The organism is Mycolicibacterium nivoides (genome assembly GCF_003855255.1).
GTDB lineage: Bacteria > Actinomycetota > Actinomycetes > Mycobacteriales > Mycobacteriaceae > Mycobacterium > Mycobacterium nivoides.
Window position 1 is genome coordinate 3,015,039 of record NZ_CP034072.1, and the last position, 23,297, is coordinate 3,038,335.

Below are 23,297 nucleotides of genomic sequence, written 5' to 3' on the forward strand. Positions count from 1 at the left end.
GCTACAGCACCTTCGACAGAAACTCTTGCAGCCGAGGATGTTTGGGGCTGTCGAACACCTCGGACGGGGTGTCGTCCTCGACGATGTTGCCGTCAGCCATGAAGATCACGCGGGAGGCCACCTCGCGGGCGAACCCCATCTCGTGAGTGACCACCACCATCGTCATGCCGCCCTCGGCCAGGTCGCGCAGCACCTGCAGCACATCGCCGACCATCTCCGGGTCCAGCGCGCTGGTGGCCTCGTCGAACAACATGATCGACGGGTTCATCGCCAGCGCCCGCGCGATCGCGACACGCTGCTTCTGCCCGCCGGACAGCGTCGCCGGTTTGACATTGGCCTTCTCCGCCAGGCCCACCTGGGTCAGCAACTCCATCGCCCGCTTCTCGGCGGCGGCCTTGTCCATCTTCTTGGTCAGCAGCGGCGCCAGCGTCACATTGTCGATCACCGTCATGTGCGGGAACAGGTTGAAGTGCTGGAACACCATGCCGATGTGCTGACGAACCTTGTCCAGGTTCACTTTTCGGTCGGTGAGGTCGAATCCGTCGACGGTGACCTTGCCCGCGGTGATGTCCTCAAGCTTGTTGAGGCACCGCAGGAAGGTGGACTTGCCCGACCCTGACGGTCCGATGACGCAGACCACCTCGCCCTTGCTGACCGTGGTGTCGATGCCATCGAGAACCACCAGGTCGCCGAATGACTTCTTGAGGCCCTCGATGCGGATCTTGACGGTGCCCTCGGGCTCGGCGGCCGCGGCTTCCGGTACCAGCTGGGTCATTTCACCATCCTTTTCTCGAGCCGGTCGGAGAGTTTCGTCAGAGCCATGATGACGATGAAGTAGATGATGCCGATGATCAGCCACATGGTGAACGACTGGTAGTTGCGGGCGATGATCAGGCGTCCGGTCTGGGTCAGCTCGGCGATGCCGATCACCGACAGGATCGACGTGTCCTTGAGGGTGATCACGAACTGGTTGACGTAGGACGGGATCATGGTGCGGACCGCCTGCGGCAGAATGACTTTGCGCATCGTCGGCAGGTATCCGATACCGAGGCTGCGGGCCGCCTCCATCTGTCCCTTGTCCACAGCCTGGATTCCGCCGCGCACGATCTCGGTCATATAGGCCCCGGCGTTGAGCGAGAGCGTGATGATGCCCGCGGTCAGCGCCGTCATCTGGAATCCCAGCGCGGTCGGTATGCCGAAGTAGATGAAGAAGGCCTGCACCAGAAGTGGTGTGCCGCGGAAGATATCGACGTAGGTGGTGCCGATGGCCCGCAGCACTATCGACCGTGACACCCGGAAGAGACCGAAGATGATGCCGAGCACCAGCGCGATGGCGATGGACACCACCGTGAGGATGAGCGTCATCTTCAGGCCGGCCATCAGGAACGGGAAGGTGCTCTTGATCAATCCGAAGAACGAGTTGTCGGCCTCCGAGGCGCCCTCGCCGAGGTACTTCTCGACGATCTCGTCGTAACGGCCGGAATCCTTGAGCTCCTTGAGACCCGCGTTGAACTTGCTCAGCAGTTCGGCATTGCGGCCCTTGTTCACCGCGAAGCCGTAGCTGGAGCCCTTCTCCTTCGGCGTCACGGTCTTGAACCCGTTGCCCTGTTGGATGCCGTAGGCGAGCACCGGGTAGTCCTCGAAGACGGCCACGGAGTTACCCGTCTTCACTTCCTCGAACATCGACGCGGAATCGGCGAACGAGACGATCTGGAAGCCGTACTTGCCCTTGATCGACTCGGCGAACTCGGCGCCCTGGGTGCCGTTCTTGACCGCGACCCGCTTGCCCTTGAGGTCGGCGTAGGACTTGATGTCCTCGTTGCCGGCAAGCACCGCCATCTGCACGCCGGATTCGAAATACGGATCGGAGAAGTCGAAGACCTTCTTGCGTTCATCGGTGATCGACATGCCGGCGATCACCCCGTCGGCCTGATTGGCCTGAACCGCCTGGAGCGCGGCGTCGAAGCCCAGCGGTTTGATCGTGATGTTGAACTTCTGGTTCGCCGCGATCTCGTTGATGAGATCGATGTCGATGCCGACGAATTTCCCATCCACGTCCTGGAATTCGAACGGGGCGAACGTGATGTCGGTGGCGACGATATAGGTCTCACCTTCGGCGGCGGCGCGCGCCGGGGCCAGCATCGCGGCCCCGAACAGCCCGACCAGCAACGCCACGACGGCGGCCATCAGCCGTTGCGGGGACCGGAGTACTCCGGCGATGCCCTCGCCCGACGCGGTTTCGGCTCTCATCGTCCAGTCTCCTATCCAGGTGTGAAACGACGAGTCCTCACGCTATCGTCGCGACCGCGATTAGGGCGGGATTTCCGGGGGTACGGCGCAGGCCACCGGCTTAGCATCGCTATATGGCCGAGCCCCTGAAGACGCCGCGGGAGCTGTTCGGGGACAAGTCACGGATCAAGTCACGTTCGTTCGGCAAGCGCAACGACGGCGTGGTGTTCAATGCATCCGGGGTGGTCCAGGTCGCGCCGGAACGGTTCGTCTTCATCGACAATCACGAGCCCACAGCGGTTTTCGAGCTCACTCTGGATCCGGACAACGACGAGCTGAAACAGATCCGACGGCGCGACCTGGTGGGCGTGACGGAGCGGCAACTCGGTGATCCCGAGGGCTTGACCCGCGTCGACACCGACGGCCGGACCTACCTCGTCGCGACATCCTCGTTGTCCGTGTCGGCTTCGCGGGTCAACGACGGGCTGGTCCGCATCCGCTACGCCGATTCCGGTGACCTGCGGGCCGAACCGATGGCGGGGTTCCGGTCCTGGCTGCTGGCGCACGAGCCCACCCTGGCCGCAGCAGCGGCATCCGAACCCGATGACGGCGGAGTCAATATCGAAGGTGTGGCGTGGGATCCGGGCGCCCGGGCGCTGCTGTTCGGGGTGCGCGGGCCTGCCGAGCCCGGTCAGGTGACGATCGTCGAGGTTCCCGCGGCCGCGAGCGGCCTATGGAGCACGGCCGCCGGCACCGCCGCATGGACCACGGCGGCCCTCGGCACCCCGGTCACCCGGACCCTGCGGGTGCCCCACTCGGCAGCGCTGCAGGGCATCCGCGACATCTCCTACGACGAGCGTTCCGGCCAGTTCCTGATCCTGCTCGGCAAGTCGTTGAGCAGGAAGGCCGAGCCGTTCGCGCTGTGCACCTGGACGCGCGGCGCCGAGGCACTGCGGGTCACCGGGGCACGCTTTGACGAGTCGATGAAGCCGGAGGGCTGCACCGCCTTCTACCGGGACGGCAAGCGACGGATCCTCATCGTCGACGACCGCGGCGGCTACGCGGTGACCGGAGGTTGAACCCTCAGTAGAAGCAGATCCGCGAGCCGAGCGGCTCCTGATGGACCCGGGCCCGACCACCCGGGGTGAGGTCCATGCCGTAGGTGGCGTGCAGGTTCGTCCGCGCGCTCACCAGCCGGAGGTAGCCGCTGTAGGCGAAGTCGGCCGGTGCCGACGCCGACGGGACGACCGCGAACTCCTCGGCATGGTCGCCGTTGGCCGGCGCGCAGGTGTAGAGGTACTTGTGTCCCTGGTCCGTGGTCAGGCTGTCACTGGCGTGCAACACGCGGCCGGAGGCTTGGCTGGTCAGCGATTTCCGCCCACCGCCTGCGTCGGTGATCCGCCACAGATCGGCCGGATCGTTGTCGTCCTTCAGCGGCCAGTGGTAGACCTCGAAGTTCTCCCCTACGGCCGCCCCCGGCGGGATGGTCTCGCTGTTGCTGGCGTGCAGCGCGGCGCCGGCCTCCTCGCTCAGCAGGTAGACGGTGGCGTTGTCTGGGATCCCGGTCAGCGCGTAGGCCGCTGATTCGGCCAGCCGCAGCTGTTGACGCACAGTGGCGACCTGAGCGGCGGCACCGGGTACACCGAGATCGGCCGCCACGCTCTCAAGCTGGTCCAGCAGTGGTTTGAGCACCGTCTGCTGGGACTGCCGGCTGAAGATCGTGTCGCGAAAGGTGCGGATCTGATCGAACAACTGCTCGCGCCGGGCCGCGTCGTCCCGCACCAGCTGCGCGAGTACCGCGGCGCCACCCAGCTTGAACCGGTGGTCGGTCCGCAACGTCTGGTCGATGCCCCACGGGATCAGCTTGAACTTGATGTCGCCGAGCCCGGGTGCCTCGACTGCCGTGACGTCGTTGTAGGCGTAGGTGTTGTTGGTGTTGTTCGAGTAGCCGTCCCAGTGTTTGAGAAAGAACTCCATGGCATACAGCCGGATGAACTGCTCGACATCGAACACCTCTGCGGCCCCGTCGATCCCGTGGTCGGCGATGTGGCGGATGGCGAGCTTCAGGTCTGCCTTGTTGTCGAACGCCGACAGGTCCTCGGTGGCGATGAGGCGCAGTCGGTCTGCCACGAAATCATCCCTGTGTTCGATTTCGTACAGATTTCCTTTCATGTTGCCGAAGTTACGTTCGATGTACCGCTTCATGATCGGTTCGGCATTGACGTAGACGCCTGGCGCGTTGACCCCGGGAAAGCCTTGTCCGATCGGGGTGCCATTGACGAAGACGCGGACCAGGTTGCAGCGTGAGTGCGGCAGCCCCGCCATCCCGAGCAGGTGGTAGCCGAGCGGCTGGCGGACGTAGGACAGGTCCTGGATCGAGTTGTTCAGGGTCAGGTAACGCGATCCGAGCAGATCCTCGGCACGCTCCTCACTGGTATCGCTGAACTTGCCGAAATCCAGGTGAATGCACGGCTTTTCACTGTTGATCGAGCCGCAGAAGGATTTCTTCTTGACGCCGACATCGCTGAACTCGGCCCGTGCGGGGAACGCGGTCCCAGAGATCTCCACCGAGGCCGCCTTGCGCCAGGTGTAGCGCGAACCGCCGTCCCAGTCGAAGTTGCATATCCCGCCGTCGGGCTGTTCGGTGCGCACCGCATCCCAGTCCGCTTGCGCCATAGCGATTCTGACTGTGAGCACGTTGTCGATTGCATAGAGCGCGTCGAGCTTCTCCTGCTGTTGCGCGCTCATCGGATCTCCCCCATGTCAGCACCTCTCGCCGAATCCCTGACGATCAGTGTGCGCGACACACACACGAGTGGCCATCCAATTGCACTGCGCGGGAACAAGATAGTTGCGCAGGAAAGGTCCCGCTCCGCACGCCATCGGCCAGTGGCAAACTGCGTGTTGAGCTTTACAAATCGCCCAACCTGTCCACTTCACAGCCTCGGGAAGCCCGGCTGTAAAAGAACGTTCCGTCCGAAACGTCGCATATAGAGGTAGTGCACTACGCGTGAGGATGGACCGCCGGCGGCCGTACGTTTTCTTCATGAAAGCGCTGGAAAACACGGCGCTTGGTTCAGAGGAAGTTCGAAATGAGCATTTTTCATCCGGTTTCCGTCGACAAGCGCGAAGCCTCACAACAGACCGCATCGGATCGAGATTCACGCGAACCGGTGCTCATCACCGAACAGCAGGTGCTGTTCAGTACCGCGGCGGCAGCGGGTTCCCGAGGGGACCACAACGTCATGGCGATGGTGTCGCATGCGATGTCATCGGTGGCAGCACGCTGGCATGCGAGTACTGAGCGTCGGCATGCCCGCTACTACCCGTCGCGGTGCAGCTACCTGGAAAACAGCCTGATGGCTCGGGAGATGGACCGGCTCTGATCACCCCGCCCGGGTCAGCTCGCCAACGCGGCAGGCGTGACCACCTCGGAGTATCGCGATGCGTCGCCGGCGATCGACCTGCTGCGCCGTCCGTGGACGTCGACCGGGATATCGCCGGCCAGCGTGATCCGGCTGAGCCGGCGGAACTGGTCGTCGTAGTCGGCCACCGCGTAGTGCTGGGTGGCCCGGTTGTCCCAGATCGCCAGGTCGCCGGGTTCCCAGCTCCATCGAATGGTGTTCTCCAGCTTGATGACCCGGTTCTGGAGCAGCTGGAACAGCGTGGCCGATTCGGCGGCGCCGAGGCCGACGAACTGCTTGATGAAGTGGCCCAGCAGCAATACCCGCTTACCGGTCTCGGGATGGACGCGCACCACCGGATGCTCGGTCTCGTAGTACACGGACTCGAACTCTTCGCGGTACTGACGGTGGCCGTCGGCGAGTTCCTCGTGACGCCCGTCGTAATCGGCCGCATAGTCGTACTGGTTGGTGTGCACCGCCCACAGGTTCTCGACCAGCGCCCGCAGCGGCTCGGGCAGCAGGTCGTACGCCGCCTCGGTCGAGGCCCACGTCGTGGTGCCGCCGTAGTCCGGCAGTGTGATCGCCCGCAGCAACGAGGCCTTCGGGATGCGGTCGACGAACGTCACATCGGTGTGCCAGCTGTTGGCCTTGTCATACCGCGAGTCGATCGGCAGGATCCGGTCCCCCCGCGAGGTGACGGTCGGATGCGCTCCCGTCGGCGTGCCGAGCAACCGGGCGAAGGCCAGCTGCCCGTCGTCGTCGAGGTGGTTTTGGCCGCGGAAGAAGATGACCTTGTGCTCAAGGAGGGCATCGTTGATCGCGGACACCGTGGCCGCGTCGAGGTTGCCGTTGACGTCGATTCCGTCGACGCGGGCCCCGATGTGGGCACCGAGCTTCACTACACGCAGAGAGGACACCCCGTCACCATCGGCGACGGGGTGTGGCAGCACCACGGTTGCGCTCACTACGAGCGCAAAGACCTTCGAAGGTCAGTCGATACGGATGACGTAGGTGCCGTCGTCGTCACGCTCGATCTGACCGTCGAGGGCGTTGATCCACACCGGGGTGTCGCGTCGGGAACCGAGGAACGCACTCTGCACGGAACCCCCGGGCTGCAGGTCGACATTCCACTCGTCGTCCTGGGCGACGATGGTGAGGAGCTCCTCGCCATTGGCGCGTCGGATCGAGATCACCTGGCCGTTGGCGTCCAGGTCCTCCAGATCCGCGTCGTCGTCATCGAGGTACTCATCGAGCTCGGCGTCATCGAAGATCTCGGCGTCCGAACCTCTGACATCGTCATGCACGCCGACGACTGTACTCAGCATCACGTCCACCGATGCAGACCCCGGCGGATTGAACCGCTAACGTGCATCCGACGTTTACAGGCTGTTCGTCCGGGGAACAAGAAGTCCCGCTGTGGCGTTGGCGAGAAACATTGGTCTTGAACTTAGGAGGATCATTCATGGCTACCGATTACGACGCCCCTCGCGTCAAGGAGACCGACGAGCCCGCTGAGGAGTCGCTGGAACAGCTGGCCACGCGGCGCACCGCAGCCGACACGGCAGTCATCGACGAGGACGAGGTGGTCGATTCGTTCGACCTGCCCGACGCTGACATCTCCGGCGAGGAGCTGAGCGTTCGGGTCATCCCCAAGCAGGCTGACGAGTTCACCTGTTCCAGCTGCTTCCTGGTGCAGCACCGCAACCGGCTGGCCCTGCAGAAGGGCGAGCAGTTGCTCTGCGTCGAGTGCGTCTGACGCGACCGACGAATCAGACCCGACAGTCGTTGTTCTAACGGCAGCAGTTCGGGTCGAGCACGGTGCACAACGCGACGAGCGAGTCCCGGCGCGGGCGGTGGTAGACGTTCATACCGCGCCGTTCGGACTCCACCATTCCCGCTCGCCGCAACTGCGACAGATGGTGGCTGACCGTCGATTCGGCCAGGCCCACCGCGGCCGCCAGGTCACACCCGCAGACCTCTCCAGCCTCCGCACTGAACAACAGCGACACCAGCTTCACCCGCACCGGGTCGGCCAGCGCTTTCAGCCTTAAGGCGATCTCCAGCGCTCCATCGTCATCGATCGGACCCGCCGCCACTGGTGAGCAGCAGACCGGTTCTGAGGTGTCGACCACCGGCAACGCCTTGGGCATGCAACCATTCTGCCAGAGGATATTGACATACGTCGAAGAGGTGGCATCATCGATGCTGCCCGAATAGTTCGACATAAGTCGCAGAGGTTGGGAGCCTGACATGTCCCGCGCACAACTTGCCCTGAACGTCGATGATCTCGAAGAAGCCATCGCGTTCTACTCGAAGCTCTTCAATACGGCGCCGGCGAAGGTCAAGCCCGGCTATGCCAACTTCGCCATCGCCGCTCCCCCGCTCAAATTGGTGCTCATCGAAAATCCCGGGCACGGCGGGACACTCAACCATCTCGGCGTCGAGGTCGAGTCGAGTGACCAGGTGCACGCAGAGATCGCCCGTCTCACGGACGAAGGCCTGTTCACCGAGGAGGAGATCGGCACCACCTGTTGCTTCGCCACCCAGGACAAGGTGTGGGTGACCGGTCCCGCGGGCGAGAAGTGGGAGGTCTACACAGTTCTCGCCGATTCGGAATCCTTCGGCACCGACTCACCCGCACTCGATGGCACCGAATCCGGCGGCGCCTGCTGCACAGCGTGAACCAGGTTGCCCCCGCGCGGCTTTCCACGCTCGACCGGCTGCTACCGGTGTGGATCGCCGTGGCGATGGCCGTGGGCCTGCTGCTCGGAAAGCTCGTTCCAGGAGTCAACACCGCACTGAATCACGTTCAGATCGACGGCATCTCGCTGCCGATCGCACTGGGCCTGCTGATCATGATGTACCCGGTCCTGGCGAAGGTCCGCTACGACCGGCTCGACCGCGTGACCGGTGATCGCAAGCTGTTGATCAGCTCGCTGATCCTCAACTGGGTGCTGGGTCCCGCCCTGATGTTCGCGCTGGCCTGGCTCTTTCTGCCCGATCTGCCCGAGTACCGAACGGGTCTCATCATCGTCGGTCTGGCCCGTTGCATCGCCATGGTCATCATCTGGAACGACCTGGCCTGCGGCGACCGCGAGGCCGCCGCGGTACTGGTCGCCCTCAATTCGGTTTTTCAAGTGCTCATGTTCGCGGTGCTCGGCTGGTTCTACTTGTCGGTTCTGCCCGGCTGGCTCGGCCTGGAGCAAGCCCGCATCGACACATCACCATGGCAGATCGCCAAGTCGGTGATCATCTTCCTGGGTATTCCGCTGCTGGCCGGCTACCTGTCGCGCCGCATCGGTGAATCCGCGAAAGGCCGGGACTGGTACGAATCGACGTTCCTGCCCCGTATCGGCCCATGGGCCCTGTACGGACTGCTGTTCACCATCGTCGTGCTGTTCGCGCTCCAGGGCGACCAGATCGCCGGCCGTCCGTGGGACGTCGCACGCATCGCGCTGCCGCTGCTGGCCTACTTCGCGATCATGTGGGGTGGCGGATACGCACTGGGAGCGGTCCTGGGGCTGGGCTACGAGCGCACCACCACTCTCGCGTTCACAGCCGCGGGCAACAACTTCGAACTGGCCATCGCGGTGGCGATCGCGACGTACGGGGCGACCTCCGGCCAGGCTCTGGCAGGTGTGGTCGGCCCGCTCATCGAAGTGCCCGTACTCGTGGCACTGGTCTACGTGTCCCTGGGTCTGCGACGCCGGTTCGCCACCGTGGGTGACACCAAACCCGTGAGGATCAGGTGATGACCGAGCGGGACCGCCCCAGCGTGTTGTTCCTGTGCACGCACAACGCAGGCCGGTCCCAGATGGCGATGGGCTTCTTGGCCCACCTCGCAGGAGACCGGGCATCCGTGTTCTCGGGAGGCTCGGAACCTGCCGACACGGTCAACGCCGCGGCCGTGGCGGCGATGGCCGAAGTCGGTATCGACATCGCGCACGAACAACCTCGGCGATGGACCGACGAGGTCGTCGAGGCGGCCGACGTCGTCGTGACGATGGGCTGCGGGGACACCTGCCCGTACTTCCCCGGCAAGCGGTACGAGAACTGGGAGTTGGCCGATCCGGCCGGCCTAGGGGTCGAAGCGGTCCGGCCGATTCGCGACGACATCGAGCGGCGGGTTCGCGCTCTTCTCGAGGACCTCGGAATCAATCCCGTCGGCTGATCCTCGAGATGCCGACTCAGTCCTCGCCGCGCTCTGACTCCCCGCCGGCAGGCTTCGCGGCGGCAGCGCTCTCCTTCTTGCCCTGAGCCTTGCTGTCGGCGTGCTTGTTCAGGCCTCCGGTTACCCGGTCACTGAAGCTCTTGACGTCGGCACCTACCTGTTTCAGCGCGGCCTTGACCGCGGTGCGGCCGGCGACCTTCTTCTTCGAAACCGGTGAATCCTCCGGTTCGGCAGCCAGTTTGGCGGGCGCTTCCACGTCCGGTTGGGCCTCGGCGGTCACGTCGACCACGTCCGGCACGTCGACCACCGGGGCGTCGGGAACGTCGACGGTGACAGCCTTGAACGGCGCCCCGAGACTGATCGGCGCCGCGGCTGACAGACTGCGCAGCTGCGCGGCGTCGAAGGTGGGCGGCGGCGGCGGTGCGGTCGCCAGCGCGGTGGTGATCCCGAGCTGAGCGGCCTCGATGCCGTCGACGATCGACCTCGCCCCGTCCCCGAGGGAGACGAGGAAATTCTTCGTTCCGTCCACCGTGGCGTCGATGATGTTGCTCAGATCGAAGGTGAGCACGGCGGCGACCAGATTCTGCGTGCCCAGGATGAACGCGTTCACGGCACCGCTGCCGGCATCGAGGAACCCGTTGGCGACGTCGATGACCGCCTTGGGCCATGCGGCCTCCATCGCGGCCTGCACCACCAGATACTTCTGGTTGCGCCAGATCGCCGAATCCAGCAGCGGCTGCCCGACGGCGATCACCGAATCCCGCACCGCCTGGGTGAAAGTGTCGAATGCCCCGACGAAGTCGAGATCGAAAATCTGCTGGATGATCTCCACCGTGACGCCGGGGATCGCCAGCACCGACTGGCCCAGGCCGATCCCGGCCTTGCCCAGCCCCGCCAGGTAGACGGCCCAGTTCTCAGCCCAGTTGCGGATCGACTGCCGCACGATCGGCAAAGTCAGGATGTAGGGCAGCTCGAAGTCGGTGAGGTGGAAATCGGAGGCGATCGCCGGGGCCGCCGCCGGTACAGCGGGCGCCTGCCATGACGGCGTGATCGGGGACATCGCCACCGCGGTCGCGCCGACCATCGCCACTCCGGTGGCCAACCACGGGCGGACCGCAACGTCCATACACAGACCCCAATCCTGAGAATTACATGAGATTGACGGAACTGTAACCCGCCAAGTCCGGTCCGGCGCGCTAACCGCCGAACGGAGTCGCGGCGATCCGCGCCGGTACGCCATCGGCCTGGCCTACCGTGACATTCGTGACTGAAGCCGCCATTCGACAGCGCATCGCCGACGGTGTGGATGCGATCCGGGCGCGGGACCTCGACAGGCTCACGGCCCTCTACGCGCCCGACGTCGTGTCCTTCGACCTCGGCGCACCGCTGCGGTACGCGGGAGACGACAACAAGCGAAGGGCCTGGCAGGAAGTCTTCACCGCGTACACCGGACCGATCGGCTACGACGTACACGAGCTGACCGTCACCACCGAGGGCGACATCGCGTTCGTACACAGCCTCAATCACGTCCGCGGCACCCTGGCCAGCGGCCGCGACATCGACATGTGGCTGCGATGGACGGCATGTCTGCGGTGCGTCGACGGCGTCTGGCGCGTCTTTCACGACCACGTCTCGGTGCCCGCGGACCTTGAGTACGGCAAGGCAATCGTGAATCTCACGCCGTGATCCACCAGAACCGCCCACACCACGGCACATAGTTCCTATCCTCAGACCTGCAGACCCACAACGGCGTTGGGAGCGCAGATGACCGAGGGTGCGACGGCAGAGGCTCGACATATCGAGCACAGCTACCACTTCGATCGGCACACCCCGCAGTATCGCGACCAGTTCGAGCCGATCACCTCGGAGATGCTGGGCACCTGCCCGCTGGCCTGGACCGACACCTACGGCGGGCACTGGGTGGCCGCCGGCAGCAGCGAAGTCTTCGAACTCGCCCGCTGCCCACACATCTCGAATGACAACGACATCGTCGGGGAACGAAAAGGCTATCGGGGCATCAACATTCCGCGCGGCGAAGTGAGCACGCAGTTCCGCGGCGGCATGTTGGAGATGGATGATCCCGAGCACCGCGCCTACCGGACACCGCTCAACGGCTACCTGTCACCGGCCGCTGTCGCACGGTGGAAGCCGGTGGTCGACGAGCTCGTCAGGGCGTGCCTGGACGAGAAGATCGAAGACGGCAGTATCGATTTCGTCGACGATCTGGCGAACATCGTCCCGGCGGTACTGACCCTGGGACTGCTCGGTGTCCCCCTCTCCGAATGGGAGATCTACTGCGAACCCGCGCACGCATCGGTGTACACGCGCGCCGACTCCCCCGACGCCAAACGCGTCTTCGACCTGTCCGTGGCCTCCGCGATCCACATGATGGGCCACGTTGCGGTGATCCGCGAAGATCCACGTCCGGGGTTGATCGACGCCATGGTCCGGATGCGCGTCGATGGCGAGCCGGCACCCGATTCCGAGATCCTGGGCATGCTCATGCTCCTGATCGGCGGGGGTTTCGACACCACCACTGCACTGACCGCGCATTCGCTCGAGTGGCTCTCCCTGCACCCCGATCAGCGTCAGCGGTTGAGCCGGGACCGTGCTTCCCTCCTCGACTCGGCGACCGAGGAGTTCCTCCGTTTCTTCACCCCGGCCCCCGGGGACGGCCGCACGATCTCCGAGGACATCGAGGTCGATGGCGTGCCACTCAAAGAGGGTGAGCGGCTGTGGTTGTCGTGGGCGATGGCCAACCGCGACCCGCGGGTCTTCGAGAACCCGAACGTGCTCATGATGGACCGAACGGGTAACCGCCACTTCAGTTTCGGCCTGGGTGTGCATCGGTGTATCGGCTCGAATGTGGCGCGCACGGTGTTCAAGTCGATGCTCACCGGGGTGCTCGACCGGATGCCGGATTACCGGTGCGATCCCCACGGCACCGTGCACTACGAGACCATCGGCGTCATCCAGGGCATGCAGCATCTGCCCGCGACATTCACGCCGGGCCGCCGGACCGGTCCGGGTCTGGCCGAGACACTGGAGAAACTGCAACGGATCTGCGACGAGCAGCAACTGGCCGCGCCGATCACCGTGCACAAGGCGACCGCGATCATCGACTGAAAGTGAAATGACATGAAAGCCCTGATCACCACCCGACACCTGATCGTCACCGCCTGCTCCGCGGTCGCGATGGTGGCGGCGACTTCGGTCGCCGCCCTTCCTGCCCCGTCGACCGCGCTGGCGGCCTGCCCGAACGGCGAGGACAACGACACCTACACCCAGAATTGTGTCCCCTACCTGGTGCCGAACTCACCGAGCGGCAACAACCTGTGCCCGCCCGGGGTGAGCGGCACGGAATGCGGTTCGGCAGAGATCCAGACGACTCCCACTGCGCCGATCGCACCGACCGGCCCCGAGCAGGAGCTCGAAGACGTGAGCACGCCGGACTTCTGATGGCGCAGCGAACATGACGACCGGATCCCACGGCGAGATCCAGCTCGAAAATGACTGGTTCCGTGTGACTCAGTGGACGATCGACCCGGGTGGTGCGATTCCGATGCACCGGCACGATCACGAGTACGTGGTTGTCCCACTGGTCACCGACACCATGCATGTCGTCACCGCCGACGGTACCGAGATCGTCGCAGAACTCGTCGCCGGCCAGAGCTATTCACGCCCGGCGGGTTCCGAGCACACCGTCGAGAATCGCGGTGACCTCCAACCGATCGTCTTCGTCGAAGTGGAGCGACTCTCCTAGCATCCGGTGTGACGCGCGCATCACCTCCCGGAGTGCGCTTCAGGGCCCTGACGGGCGGTTTTCCCCCGAATTGGGGGACGACGGGAGGCTGCCGCGCCCATAATCTCGTTGCCATGGCGCACAACGGAAACAACGATTGGACCCAGCCCGCAGCTCTCGCCATCCCCAAGGAGGGCTACTTCGAACTGACCCGGGGACGGTACGGCCCGGTCTTTCCCCGCACCCCCGCGTGCTACGGCTTCAACATCATCGCCAAGGTGAAGGAGGGCCGCGAGGAGGCCATCCGGGCCTACGGCAAGCAGCTCGAGGCAGCGGTCGCCGCGCAGCCCGACGTGCTCGCCCCGCTGAAGCTGCACTACCTGCGCTGGCAGCTGTTCGACGTCGGCTCCGGACTGCATTTCCAGTACCAGGGCATCTTCGACACCGACTTCGACAAGTACACCGAGGACGCCGTCAAACTGTTCAGCTCGACGGGCATCACCACAGCGTTCGTCAACCTTGAGGGCTTCCCGGAGGACTGGAAGACCAACCCCGAAGCGTTCATCATGTTCGTCCGCAACCACCAGGTGCCCAGCTTCCTGGAGTATGGCGAGTACCCGTACGTGACATCCGAGGAGGTCAAGAAGGCGTTGCGGCTCAAGGCCGCGTTCTCCGACATGTTGGACCAAATGCAATGACGGACCTCGAATTCGACGATATCCAGCACATCATGCTGACCGGGACGCCCCACTTGACCGGCCGGTACGAGTTCCTGTCCTTCGACACCCCCGAAGCCGGGCGAGCCTGGCTGGCCGAGATGGTTCCCCTCGTGCAGTCGGCCACCGACGTGCGCGAGACGGTGAACGTCTTCAAGCGTTGGGTCAACCTGGCCTTCACGTGGAATGGGTTGCGCGCGTTGGGAGTTGACGAGGATTCACTGGCGTCGTTCCCGGACGAGTTCCGGGAGGGCATGGCGTCGCGCGCCGACATCCTCGGGGACACCGGCGCGGCCGCACCTGAACACTGGATGGGCGGGCTCGCGGGCGACGATCTGCACGCGATCGTCATCCTGTTCGCCCGGGACGAGGAGGAACGCGTCCGGTGCGTCGGCGAGCACGATGCGCTGCTGGCCCGCTGCCCCGGGGTGCGGTCGCTTTCGCATCTGGATCTGGCCGCCACCGCCCCGTTCGAGTACGACCACGATCACTTCGGGTACCGCGACCCGGTATCTCAGCCGCAGATGAAGGGTTCCGGCGAGGAGCTGATACCCGGTTCGGGCGGGGCGCTCGCACCAGGTGAGTTCCTCCTCGGCTATCCGGACGAGGACGGGCTGGTGTCGAACCAGCCCACACCCGAGGTGCTTTCGCGCAACGGTAGCTACATGGCCTACCGCAGGTTGGAGGAGCATGTCGGGACCTTCCGCGACTACCTGAAGCAGAATGCCGAGGGCGCCGAGGGCGAGGAGCTACTGGCCGCCAAGTTCATGGGACGCTGGCGCAGTGGTGCACCGTTGGTGCTGGCACCCGAACACGACGATCCGGAACTGGGCGCGGATCCGATGCGCAACAACGATTTCGACTACGGCCAGATGGATCCGCACGGCTACGCCTGTCCGCTGGGCTCCCACGCCCGCAGGCTGAACCCACGCGATACCGAACCGAACCCGAACCGGCGCAGGATGATCCGGCGCAGCGGCACCTACGGGCCTGCGCTGCCCGAGGGCGTCGCAGACGACGGGATCGAACGCGGTGTCGGGATGTTCCTGATCTGCGCCAGCCTGGTCCGTCAGTTCGAGTTCGCCCAGAACGTCTGGATCAACGACAAGTCGTTCAAGGATCTCGGCAACGACCACGACCCCATCTGCGGCACCCAGGACGGCACGCTGGACTTCAAGATTCCGAAGCGGCCGATCCGCAAAGTACACAAGGGATTACCCGCATTCACCACGCTGCGCGGCGGGGCGTACTTCTTCCTGCCCGGCCTGAACGCGCTGCGTTACCTCAAGACCCTTGGAACAAAGGAGGCAGCATGAGCTCATACGCTCGCACCTACAACCAGGCCCACATCGCCCGGCCGCGCAACGGCAAGCGACGCGTCAGCATCTACTGGTCGTGGAGCTACCCCTGGGAGGTCCAGCGCGACCCGGCAGAGCTGTACAACCGGTTCTCCACCGTCACCGAGGTACGCCTGGCCACCTGGCCTGCCTACGAGACGCCCGAATACAGCCCCAAGGAGTTCCTGCAGGGCATCGACGGGACGCTGGAACTGTTCCACCGCTCGTCCCTGGCATTCCAGGATGTCGCCGGCGAAGCGACCGGGCATCCGGTGGCGGTGTTCCAGCGGGTCGATCAGGCCGGGTACCGGTTGCCGATCGATGAACGCATCCTGGACGACACCGACACCCTGATGATCTTCGGCCTGGACCATCTGCTCGGCGACGAGGCCGCGACGGAAGACGAGATCGCCGCGATCCAGCAGTGGTTGAAGCGCGAGGGCACCTGCCTGATGCTGGCACCGCATCACGACGTCGGGTTCACCGACGACAAGGAACAGCAGCAGATGGAGTACCTGCACCACGGTGATCCGCTGACACCGCGGATCCAGCGCTTCAGCGGCTACGCGCGGTCACTGCTGACCGGACTGAACATCCCGGTGCACAACACCTGGGGTCTGCGTCCGGCCACGGTCGAGGGCACCAGGCAGATCGTGCCGCTCACCCGATTCCACGATCTGGATTCCGCCGGCCTGCTGAAGGACGTCACGACGCTGGCCTTGCATCCGCACCTGCCGCACTATGAGCTGACCGCGCCCGAGGGGCCGGATCTCAGGGTGCTGGGCCGGCAGTTGATCGACCAGACCCGGCCGCATCCGTTCACATTGGCGGGCAACACCGAGTTCAACGCGTTGATCCACATGCCGCCGTCCGGTGACCGCGCCGGTGACATCGTGCTGGTCGACTCCACCCACTTCACGACGCTGTTCGGCGCCAGTGACAGCCTGAAGTCCTTCTGGCGCAACCTGGTGACGATGGCCTGATGGGGGCAGGTATGAACGATCTCCTCCTGCGTGGTTCGAACATCGCCGTTGTCTTCTTCGTCGTGTCGAGCACACTGGCGGTGGGTCTTGGCTTGACCGTCGGCCAGATTCTGGCTCCACTCAAGAACATTCGTGTGGTGGCATTGTCCCTGGCGGCGAACTTCGTGCTGGCCCCGCTGGCCGCATTCGGACTGTGGCGGGTGTTCGACCTGGACGACCCGCTCGGGATCGGGTTGCTGTTGTGCGGGCTCGCGGCCGGCGCACCGTTCCTGATCAAGCTCGCCGAGTTCGCGAAGGCCGATATGGCCTTCGCGGTGGGCCTGATGGTGCTGCTGATGGTGGTCACCGTGGGATACGTGCCGCTGATCCTGCCGATCTTCGTCTCGGGCACCGCGGTCAACCCCGCCCAGATCGCGATGTCCCTCGTGGTGCTGATGCTCATCCCGCTGGCCGCGGGCCTGCTACTGCGGGCCCGCGGACCCGGTGTGGCCGCCCGCCTCCAGCCCGTGATCGCGAAGGTCTCCACCGTCAGCATGATCCTGGTGATCGCGTTCACGATCGCCGCCCATTTCAACAGCGTGCTTTCGGTTTTCGGCACGTTCGGCATCCTGGCGGCCGTCATCTACACGGTGATCTGCGCCGGGATCGGTTGGCTCATGGGCGGTCCCGGGACACGGGAGGTGCTGGCGCTGGGGACCGCTCAGCGCAACGCCGCAGCGGCGTTCGTGGTCGCAGGCCAGAACTTCGACGATCCCAAGGTGGTCGTGATGATCACCGTCGTGCTGATCGCCGAGTTTCTGATGCTGTTGCCGTTCGCGCGGCGGCTCGCGCGGACTCGCTGAGCAGCCCGAGCCGGCCGGCCTCGGCCACCGCCGCGGCGCGCGAGGCGACGGCGAGCTTCCGGTAGATCGACGTGGCCTGGCTCTTCACGGTTTCCCGGCCCAGGATCAGCTCGTCGGCAATGCGCTGCAGAGACAGATGGGTCGCCAGGTAGGGCAACAGCCGCAGCTCCGCCGCCGTCAGCGACGACCGTGCACCGCGGGCCGTGCGGGCTGCCGACAGGGTTCGGATGCGGTCCAGCCATTGCCCGACGCCGACCGCCTCGGTTTCACGCCGGTGGGCGCGTTGCGCCTCGACCAGGTGACGGTCGCACAGTTCGGTGTCGTCGATCTCCACAGCGGCACCGGCGACCAGCACGTGGGCCATCAGGGCGGTGCGGGCGGACAGATCGCCCAGCCGGTCGACGAGCCGCTCGGTCGCGCTGACCGCCGAGCGCGCTCCGGCCACGTCGCCGCGCCGGGCCCGGACCAGCGCATCGACCGCGTAGACCACCACCATCGGGACCATGTCGGACAGGTCCCGTGAGTCGACGATCGAACGCGCGGACGCGGTGTGCTCGACGGCGGCCGACAGGTCACCGTCGAGCAGGTCCAGCGCGGCGAGATGTGCCAGCGCGGCGGCCTGGAATCCGGGCAGGTCTTCGGTCACCGGCAGCGCGGATTCCAGGGTGGCCCGCGCCTGCGCGGCTTCGCCGAGCATGGACAGCGCGGTGCCCTTCATGGTGGTGGCCGCCCCCCACCACGGATTCACCAGGTGATCGCCTGCGCTACGAACTGTTTCGGCATGACGGATGACCTCCCCCACGCCCCCGACACCGATCAGTGAACCGATCAGCGCGGCAGCCACCTCGACCGAAGGGGTGCCGTCGGAAAGCGGTTCACCGCCGTCCGCCGCGCTCGCGGTCAGCAACGACCGCTGGATCAACTCGGCGTCACCGTTCATCACGCCCAGCCACGCCCGCGCGATCGCCGCGTCGGGGTAGTCGGCGAAGGTCTGCTCGTCGATCAGGCTGAGCCGCCGGGCCAGCACACCGACGCGGCCGTCGAAACCCAACCGGACGGCGTCCATGCCCACCAGCGCGGCCGCCTGAGCGCGGTCGTCGGCGGCCAGCGCCTGGGTCAACGCGCCGTCGACGTCACCGGCCTGGGCCAGCCGATCCGCCGCCCTCGCAGCCAGCTCCCGAAACCGGTCCGGATCGCGGTCGCGCAATCGGGCGCGCAACAGATCGCCGAACAACTGGTGATAGCGGTACCAGACACCTTGGGCGTCAAGGGAAACCAGAAACATGTTGCCCGAGTGGGTGATTGCGTCGAGCATCGCAGCCGAATCGGTACGTCCCAGCAACGCGTCGAGCTCGTCGGCGCAAAAGCGGTCCAGGACCGCTGATTCCGTCAGAAACGTGACGGTGTCGGGTTCGAGCTGACTGAGCACCTCTTCGACCAGATAGTCGGCCACCAGCCGGTGCCTGCCGGTCACGGCCTCAGCGGGTGCGCCATCGCGCAGCGCCAACGCCGCCATGACCACGCCGGCCGCCCAGCCCTCACATTTGTCGAGAACGCGTGCGATCGTGGCCTTGTCCATGCCGGCGCCGAGGGCCGCGAATGCGGCCGTACCTTCGGGCCCGGACAGCTTCAGCTCCGGAATTCCGATCTCGACGACATAGCCCTGCAGTCGGCGTCGCGCCAGATCGAGCGCGGGCAGCTGCCTGCCGATCAGCGCCAGCGTCGTCGAATTCGGAGCCAGGTCCACCACTGCGCGCAGGGTGTCGACGGCCGCGCTCGCCGACAACTCGTGAACGTCGTCGAGCACCAGGACGACGGGCCCGCAGCTCTCGAGGGCCCGGACGAACGCCGACACCAGTTGGGTTTCGGCGCGGCCCGCGCCCTGCAGGTACTGCAGCACCGCCGGGTCGATGGGCCTGATCTGGTTCAGCGCCGTGGCGAGATGCAGCAACAGATGCGCGGGGTCGTTGTCGAGGTTGTCCAGCCGCGCCCAGGCGAACAGGCGTTCGTCGGCGTCGTCCCACTGCACCACCGCAGTGGTCTTGCCGTATCCCGCGGGCGCGGCGATCACCACCAGACCGGTGCGATCCCGCAGCACACGGGCGATTCCGGGGCGGGGAACACCGGCGCGCGCGGTGGCCGGCCGTCCGACGGTCGCCACCGGGATGTGCGCCGGCCAGGATCCTGCTCCCACTTTCGCATCCTAGGCCAGACGAGATCCCGCAGGTTCGAACGCGATCTCGTTGTCCCGGGGTGGTCGGGATCGATCATCGTCGCAACCTGACCGATGGGTACAGCGGTGGCATCCTGGCAAGGTGGGACTGATCATCCGGCTGGTGGAACTGCTGATCATCCTCGTCCCGGTGATCGGCGTGATCGTGGCGGCGATGAAAGGGCTGGGAGCGGTTCGCGGCCGAGGAATCGAATCCGCCGCCGACACAGGTGTGGATCCTGGGCCCGATCGGTCCCCCGCGAACGAATCGGGTCGGTGGCGAGCGATCCGCCGCACCATCGAAGAACACGATCGGACCGACACCCGGTGGTTGGAATACGAGCTCGATCTGGTGAAGCTGCTGAACTACCCGCTGATGACCGATATGCGCGAGCCGGTAACCCAGCAGTTCCACCGCGCGAAGCTGCGGGCAGATCTGCTCAGACCGATCGCCGCGGAAGCCCTCGTCAACGACCGCGACGGCTTTGTCGAATACCGCGAGGCGGTCGAGGACTACGCATCGGCGTTTCACGTCGCCGAAAACGAGGCCATCCGGACGCGGCGCCGCCACTTCTCCGAGGCCGAACAGCAGCGGGTCAGCCGTGCCCAGAGCATGTTGCTGGTGGCTTCGGACACCACCGCAACTCCGCAGGAACGCGCGCGGGCATACAGCCTGGCTCGACGAGAGCTCGACGGCCTCATGGTGTTGCCCGAGCGAACCCTGGCGCAGATCGAACGCGGGATATCGGGAGAGCTTGAGGGCGGCGGGGCGAACGCCACGGAATGAGCGCCGCTTTCACCTCCCCGGCTTCTCCTCGGTGAGGCTTGAAAGCCTGGTTACACCACCGATTTACCCAAATCTGCCTGAGCCACCCGTCAGAAGTGCCAGCGGGTGGTCTTGACGCGTTCCTGAAACGCCTCGAGTGCCGCCAGGTCCTTCTTCATCAGCGGCTTGTTGACCTTCTCGGTGAAGAAGTCGATCAGCGGACCGGCGAAGAAAGCGGTCATCACGGTCCCGATGCCGACCTGTCCGTGGAATGCCAACGCCAGCGCGACGAACAAGAGGTCCTGGGCCACCCGCACCGCCCGGTACGGCAGGCGCGTGTGATCGACGATGATCGGGGCGATCGCGTCGTACGGGGCATTGCCCAGCGCGGCGGTCATGTACATCGACGCACCGGCGGCGAACAACGTGATCCCGACGAGGAACATCACGGTCTGCACCAGCCGGGTCGGCTCGCTGGGGACCATGGGGCCCAACAGGGCCGAGAACCATTGGACGAAGTACCCGGTCATCACCATGTTGATGACCGAGCCGATCCCGATGTACATGCGACCGAAGAAGAAAACCGGGATCAGCAGCACCGCATTGCTGATCAGCTGGTACGTGCCGAGGTCGAGACCGATCGTGTTGCTGATGCCGATGTTGGCCGCGGTGTAGGGATCCACGCCGACCTGCGCCACGCGCAACACGGCCGACCCGAAGCCCAGGACAGCCACACCCACGAGCGCCCAGAACGACCGCCGCCAGTAGTGCATGTTCTGACTACCCACAACCCACGACTATGACAGAGCTAGGTAGTCGTCGAACGCGGCGCGCCGGAAACAGGTCGTTCTCCTGCTGTTCGCGCTCGGTGCCGGCGCCGACGAACTGGACTGACTGCCAATCAATTTCGAGGCACCCGTTCCGGCGGGCTGACCATTGCGGGGTTCGGCGCTTTGAGATTGCGTACAGGGCTGTGATCCGGCAGGGATCACGACCCTGTACGCAATCTCAACGCATCAGCACTGGCGTTCTAGGAGAGCTTCGTCAAGGTGAACGAGAATCGCTCACTGCGCTCGGCCGGGCCACAGTCGCTCTTCTCCCAGGTCGCGTAGCCATTGCCGGTCAGTGTCGCGTCGTCCCAGGAGAGCGTGCGTGAGGCGGCGAGCGGGGTGCCCTCGCAGGTCCCCGCGTCGGGCCAGGGGCTCACCATCGTCCAACGGCCGCTGTCCAGGTGGGCCTGGCCGCCATACGGCGCCCAGGTCGCGCCACCGGTGGCCGACACGTCGGCGCATCCCGCGCCACAGGAGGTGACGGTCCAGGTGCTCCACGTCGACGGACCGTCATGGTCATAGCGATAGGTGCCGTTGAGCTCTTCGGCGGCGGCCGGGCCCGCGAAACCGACAGCCGTCCCGGCGAGAACCATCGCCGGAATAAGGCCCATGACAAGTCTCACGATCGCACTCCTGAAGTCGCCCCGACCCGGTGTCCATAAATTGACGCGCAGAGCATCTCACACGAACACGCCTCGGGGACAGCAGGATTGGCCGGGGCATCCGCCACGGAAGGTGCCGCACTTAGCTGGCGGGTCACGACTGCCACCTGTACCGGCGGGCGGACCCGCCCCTGGCAGTTAGCGGGATTCGACCTCGAACTCGACCAACCCGGCGGTGCGGGCGTTGACGACGACGTGTTCCCAGCTGATCACCGCGGCCGCGATCACAGTGATGGCGGTCGCGAAACCGGCGAGTGAGGCCAGCGCCGTCGCCCACTGCCCGTCGGTGGCGACACTGAGCAGGAGAGCGATGACCGCGCCGGCGAGTACGAGTCCGGCGGCCGGCACGCTCAGCGGCCAGTCGCGACGCCGGATACCGGACGCGGAGTGCGTGCTCGCCCGGCGTGATGATTCGATCGGCGTGGTCATACAACCCACTGTCCCCGCGCTGGCTGAGCAGGGATGAAGCGTTTCCTATGGAAATGATCTGAACCGAACTGCCCGCTGGCAAAACCGCTCGATCCCTACTTGCGCATGCTGCACCGCTATCGTGGTCCAACATGGCCAACTTGGATCGTCGAAAAATGATGATGTTGTCAGGTCTGGGCGTGATGGCGGCGGCACTGCCCGCCCCGCAGGCCCAGGCACTCCCGACCAAGCCCCAGACACCGCCCGTTCCGGCGCCCTCAGCGCCGCAAGCTGCGACGAACTACGTGTTCGCCGACGAATTCGACGGGGCAGCGGGCTCCGCGCCGAATGCGTCGAAGTGGACCATCGCGAAGGCCCGCGAGACCATCAAAGACCCCACCTACTGGGAGCAGCCCGGCCGCATCGGCCAGTACCGCGACGACCGCAAGAACGCGTTCCTCGACGGCAAGGGGAACCTGGTCATCCGGGCCACCAAGGAAGGCGACGCCTATTACGGCGCCAAGCTGGCCAGCGTGTGGGAGGGCGGTGCCGGCCACACCTGGGAGGCGCGGATCAAGTTCAACTGCCTGACCGCGGGCGCATGGCCGGCCTTCTGGCTGGGCACCCTGGGCGAGGGTGAGCTCGACATCGTCGAGTGGTACGGCAACGGCAAATGGCCGTCGGCCACCACCGTGCACGCCAAGTCCAACGGCGGCGAGTGGGAGACCCACAACATCGCCGTCGACACCGGCTGGCACACCTGGCGTACCCAGTGGGACGCCAACGGCGCCCGGTTCTGGCAGGACTACACCGAAGGCGCGAAGCCCTACTTCGAGGTTTCGGCGAGCCAGCTCCCCGACTGGCCGTTCAGCCAGCCCGGTTACACGATGTTCGTGGTCTTGAACCTCGCGGTCGCGGGCTCTGGCGGAGAAGACCCCAGCGGCGGGACCTACCCTGCCGACATGCTCGTGGATTACGTGCGCGTCTGGTAGCCG

27 protein-coding genes are annotated in these 23,297 nt (G+C 65.4%); 16 read left to right on the forward strand and 11 right to left on the reverse strand.

What is annotated here, in order from left to right:
- Position 1 precedes the first annotated feature (1 nt).
- Both EH231_RS14420 and EH231_RS14425 read right to left on the reverse strand, forming a co-directional pair.
- A complete protein-coding gene (locus tag EH231_RS14420; protein ID WP_090427717.1) occupies positions 2 to 775 on the reverse strand; it encodes an amino acid ABC transporter ATP-binding protein in 774 nt (257 codons plus the stop codon).
- Positions 772 to 2,187, reverse strand: a complete 1,416-nt coding sequence (locus tag EH231_RS14425) for an amino acid ABC transporter substrate-binding protein/permease (RefSeq protein ID WP_090428890.1) — start codon at positions 2,185 to 2,187, stop codon at positions 772 to 774. The genes EH231_RS14420 and EH231_RS14425 overlap by 4 nt, the downstream gene beginning before the upstream one ends.
- A gap of 176 nt (positions 2,188 to 2,363) precedes the next feature.
- Here EH231_RS14425 and EH231_RS14430 point away from each other — a divergent pair, with 176 nt between their 5' ends.
- On the forward strand, positions 2,364 to 3,308 hold the full coding sequence (locus EH231_RS14430; RefSeq protein WP_090427714.1) for a YjiK family protein: 945 nt from the start codon (positions 2,364 to 2,366) through the stop codon (positions 3,306 to 3,308).
- A gap of 4 nt (positions 3,309 to 3,312) precedes the next feature.
- On the opposite strand, the gene EH231_RS14435 is transcribed toward EH231_RS14430, so the two are convergent.
- Positions 3,313 to 4,977, reverse strand: a complete 1,665-nt coding sequence (locus tag EH231_RS14435) for a CotH kinase family protein (RefSeq protein ID WP_124712607.1) — start codon at positions 4,975 to 4,977, stop codon at positions 3,313 to 3,315.
- A 344-nt stretch (positions 4,978 to 5,321) separates the two neighbouring features.
- Between EH231_RS14435 and EH231_RS14440 the strand changes: the two genes are divergently transcribed.
- Entirely contained in the window at positions 5,322 to 5,615 is a 294-nt protein-coding gene (locus EH231_RS14440; protein WP_124712608.1) for a hypothetical protein, read from the forward strand.
- Between the two features lie 14 nt (positions 5,616 to 5,629).
- Here the strand turns inward: EH231_RS14440 and EH231_RS14445 are convergent, their stop codons facing one another.
- On the reverse strand, positions 5,630 to 6,550 hold the full coding sequence (locus tag EH231_RS14445) for a TauD/TfdA dioxygenase family protein (protein WP_124714272.1): 921 nt from the start codon (positions 6,548 to 6,550) through the stop codon (positions 5,630 to 5,632).
- A gap of 72 nt (positions 6,551 to 6,622) precedes the next feature.
- Complete coding sequence (locus EH231_RS14450) at positions 6,623 to 6,937, reverse strand: hypothetical protein (protein ID WP_234927248.1); 315 nt, start codon at positions 6,935 to 6,937, stop codon at positions 6,623 to 6,625.
- 158 nt (positions 6,938 to 7,095) lie between these two features.
- On the opposite strand from EH231_RS14450, the gene EH231_RS14455 reads away from it, so the two are divergent.
- Positions 7,096 to 7,389 (forward strand): DUF4193 domain-containing protein, encoded by a 294-nt coding sequence (locus EH231_RS14455; protein WP_044519994.1) that lies wholly within the window; start codon positions 7,096 to 7,098, stop codon positions 7,387 to 7,389.
- 34 nt (positions 7,390 to 7,423) lie between these two features.
- On the opposite strand, the gene EH231_RS14460 is transcribed toward EH231_RS14455, so the two are convergent.
- Positions 7,424 to 7,783, reverse strand: coding sequence for an Rv2640c family ArsR-like transcriptional regulator (locus EH231_RS14460; RefSeq protein WP_044519995.1), 360 nt, complete (start codon positions 7,781 to 7,783; stop codon positions 7,424 to 7,426).
- Positions 7,784 to 7,883: 100 nt separating this feature from the next.
- Here EH231_RS14460 and EH231_RS14465 point away from each other — a divergent pair, with 100 nt between their 5' ends.
- From EH231_RS14465 to EH231_RS14475, 3 genes are read left to right on the forward strand one after another with little or no spacing between them, the layout of a single operon-like run.
- Complete coding sequence (locus EH231_RS14465; protein WP_124712609.1) at positions 7,884 to 8,315, forward strand: ArsI/CadI family heavy metal resistance metalloenzyme; 432 nt, start codon at positions 7,884 to 7,886, stop codon at positions 8,313 to 8,315.
- A complete protein-coding gene (gene arsB, locus EH231_RS14470) occupies positions 8,312 to 9,385 on the forward strand; it encodes an ACR3 family arsenite efflux transporter (protein WP_170856296.1) in 1,074 nt (357 codons plus the stop codon). The genes EH231_RS14465 and arsB overlap by 4 nt, the downstream gene beginning before the upstream one ends.
- Positions 9,385 to 9,804, forward strand: a complete 420-nt coding sequence (locus EH231_RS14475) for an arsenate reductase/protein-tyrosine-phosphatase family protein (protein ID WP_090428881.1) — start codon at positions 9,385 to 9,387, stop codon at positions 9,802 to 9,804. Before arsB ends, EH231_RS14475 begins: the two co-directional genes overlap by 1 nt.
- Positions 9,805 to 9,820: 16 nt before the next feature.
- Here EH231_RS14475 and EH231_RS14480 read toward each other — a convergent pair whose 3' ends face one another.
- Positions 9,821 to 10,930, reverse strand: a complete 1,110-nt coding sequence (locus EH231_RS14480) for a hypothetical protein (protein ID WP_090427702.1) — start codon at positions 10,928 to 10,930, stop codon at positions 9,821 to 9,823.
- 137 nt (positions 10,931 to 11,067) lie between these two features.
- Between EH231_RS14480 and EH231_RS14485 the strand changes: the two genes are divergently transcribed.
- The 8 genes from EH231_RS14485 to EH231_RS14520 all read left to right on the forward strand — a co-directional run bounded on the left by EH231_RS14485 (position 11,068) and on the right by EH231_RS14520 (position 17,424).
- A complete protein-coding gene (locus EH231_RS14485; RefSeq protein ID WP_090428878.1) occupies positions 11,068 to 11,490 on the forward strand; it encodes a YybH family protein in 423 nt (140 codons plus the stop codon).
- A gap of 78 nt (positions 11,491 to 11,568) precedes the next feature.
- Complete coding sequence (locus tag EH231_RS14490; RefSeq protein WP_090427699.1) at positions 11,569 to 12,930, forward strand: cytochrome P450; 1,362 nt, start codon at positions 11,569 to 11,571, stop codon at positions 12,928 to 12,930.
- A 12-nt stretch (positions 12,931 to 12,942) separates the two neighbouring features.
- Positions 12,943 to 13,263 (forward strand): hypothetical protein, encoded by a 321-nt coding sequence (locus EH231_RS14495; RefSeq protein ID WP_090427696.1) that lies wholly within the window; start codon positions 12,943 to 12,945, stop codon positions 13,261 to 13,263.
- Positions 13,264 to 13,276: 13 nt separating this feature from the next.
- Entirely contained in the window at positions 13,277 to 13,567 is a 291-nt protein-coding gene (locus tag EH231_RS14500; RefSeq protein WP_090427693.1) for a cupin domain-containing protein, read from the forward strand.
- Between the two features lie 113 nt (positions 13,568 to 13,680).
- Positions 13,681 to 14,244: a hypothetical protein gene (locus tag EH231_RS14505; protein WP_090427690.1), complete on the forward strand. Its 564-nt coding sequence runs from the start codon at positions 13,681 to 13,683 to the stop codon at positions 14,242 to 14,244.
- On the forward strand, positions 14,241 to 15,578 hold the full coding sequence (locus tag EH231_RS14510; protein ID WP_090427689.1) for a Dyp-type peroxidase: 1,338 nt from the start codon (positions 14,241 to 14,243) through the stop codon (positions 15,576 to 15,578). Before EH231_RS14505 ends, EH231_RS14510 begins: the two co-directional genes overlap by 4 nt.
- Positions 15,575 to 16,582: a hypothetical protein gene (locus EH231_RS14515; protein WP_044520004.1), complete on the forward strand. Its 1,008-nt coding sequence runs from the start codon at positions 15,575 to 15,577 to the stop codon at positions 16,580 to 16,582. Before EH231_RS14510 ends, EH231_RS14515 begins: the two co-directional genes overlap by 4 nt.
- An 11-nt stretch (positions 16,583 to 16,593) precedes the next feature.
- Positions 16,594 to 17,424, forward strand: coding sequence for a bile acid:sodium symporter family protein (locus EH231_RS14520; RefSeq protein ID WP_090427686.1), 831 nt, complete (start codon positions 16,594 to 16,596; stop codon positions 17,422 to 17,424).
- Here the strand turns inward: EH231_RS14520 and EH231_RS14525 are convergent.
- On the reverse strand, positions 17,354 to 19,618 hold the full coding sequence (locus tag EH231_RS14525; RefSeq protein ID WP_124712610.1) for a winged helix-turn-helix domain-containing protein: 2,265 nt from the start codon (positions 19,616 to 19,618) through the stop codon (positions 17,354 to 17,356). The genes EH231_RS14520 and EH231_RS14525 overlap by 71 nt on opposite strands.
- A gap of 121 nt (positions 19,619 to 19,739) precedes the next feature.
- On the opposite strand from EH231_RS14525, the gene EH231_RS14530 reads away from it, so the two are divergent.
- Positions 19,740 to 20,423, forward strand: coding sequence for a hypothetical protein (locus tag EH231_RS14530; protein ID WP_090427680.1), 684 nt, complete (start codon positions 19,740 to 19,742; stop codon positions 20,421 to 20,423).
- An 89-nt stretch (positions 20,424 to 20,512) separates the two neighbouring features.
- Here EH231_RS14530 and EH231_RS14535 read toward each other — a convergent pair whose 3' ends face one another.
- From EH231_RS14535 to EH231_RS14545, 3 genes are all read right to left on the reverse strand, one after another.
- Positions 20,513 to 21,190 carry a YczE/YyaS/YitT family protein gene (locus EH231_RS14535; protein ID WP_241177983.1) on the reverse strand — a complete coding sequence of 226 codons (678 nt, stop codon included), beginning with the start codon at positions 21,188 to 21,190 and terminating at the stop codon, positions 20,513 to 20,515.
- Between the two features lie 242 nt (positions 21,191 to 21,432).
- Positions 21,433 to 21,855, reverse strand: coding sequence for a hypothetical protein (locus EH231_RS14540; protein WP_124712611.1), 423 nt, complete (start codon positions 21,853 to 21,855; stop codon positions 21,433 to 21,435).
- A gap of 177 nt (positions 21,856 to 22,032) precedes the next feature.
- On the reverse strand, positions 22,033 to 22,323 hold the full coding sequence (locus EH231_RS14545; protein ID WP_234939992.1) for a hypothetical protein: 291 nt from the start codon (positions 22,321 to 22,323) through the stop codon (positions 22,033 to 22,035).
- A gap of 131 nt (positions 22,324 to 22,454) precedes the next feature.
- On the opposite strand from EH231_RS14545, the gene EH231_RS14550 reads away from it, so the two are divergent.
- Positions 22,455 to 23,294, forward strand: a complete 840-nt coding sequence (locus tag EH231_RS14550; RefSeq protein ID WP_090427676.1) for a glycoside hydrolase family 16 protein — start codon at positions 22,455 to 22,457, stop codon at positions 23,292 to 23,294.
- The last annotated feature ends 3 nt before the right edge of the window (positions 23,295 to 23,297 follow it).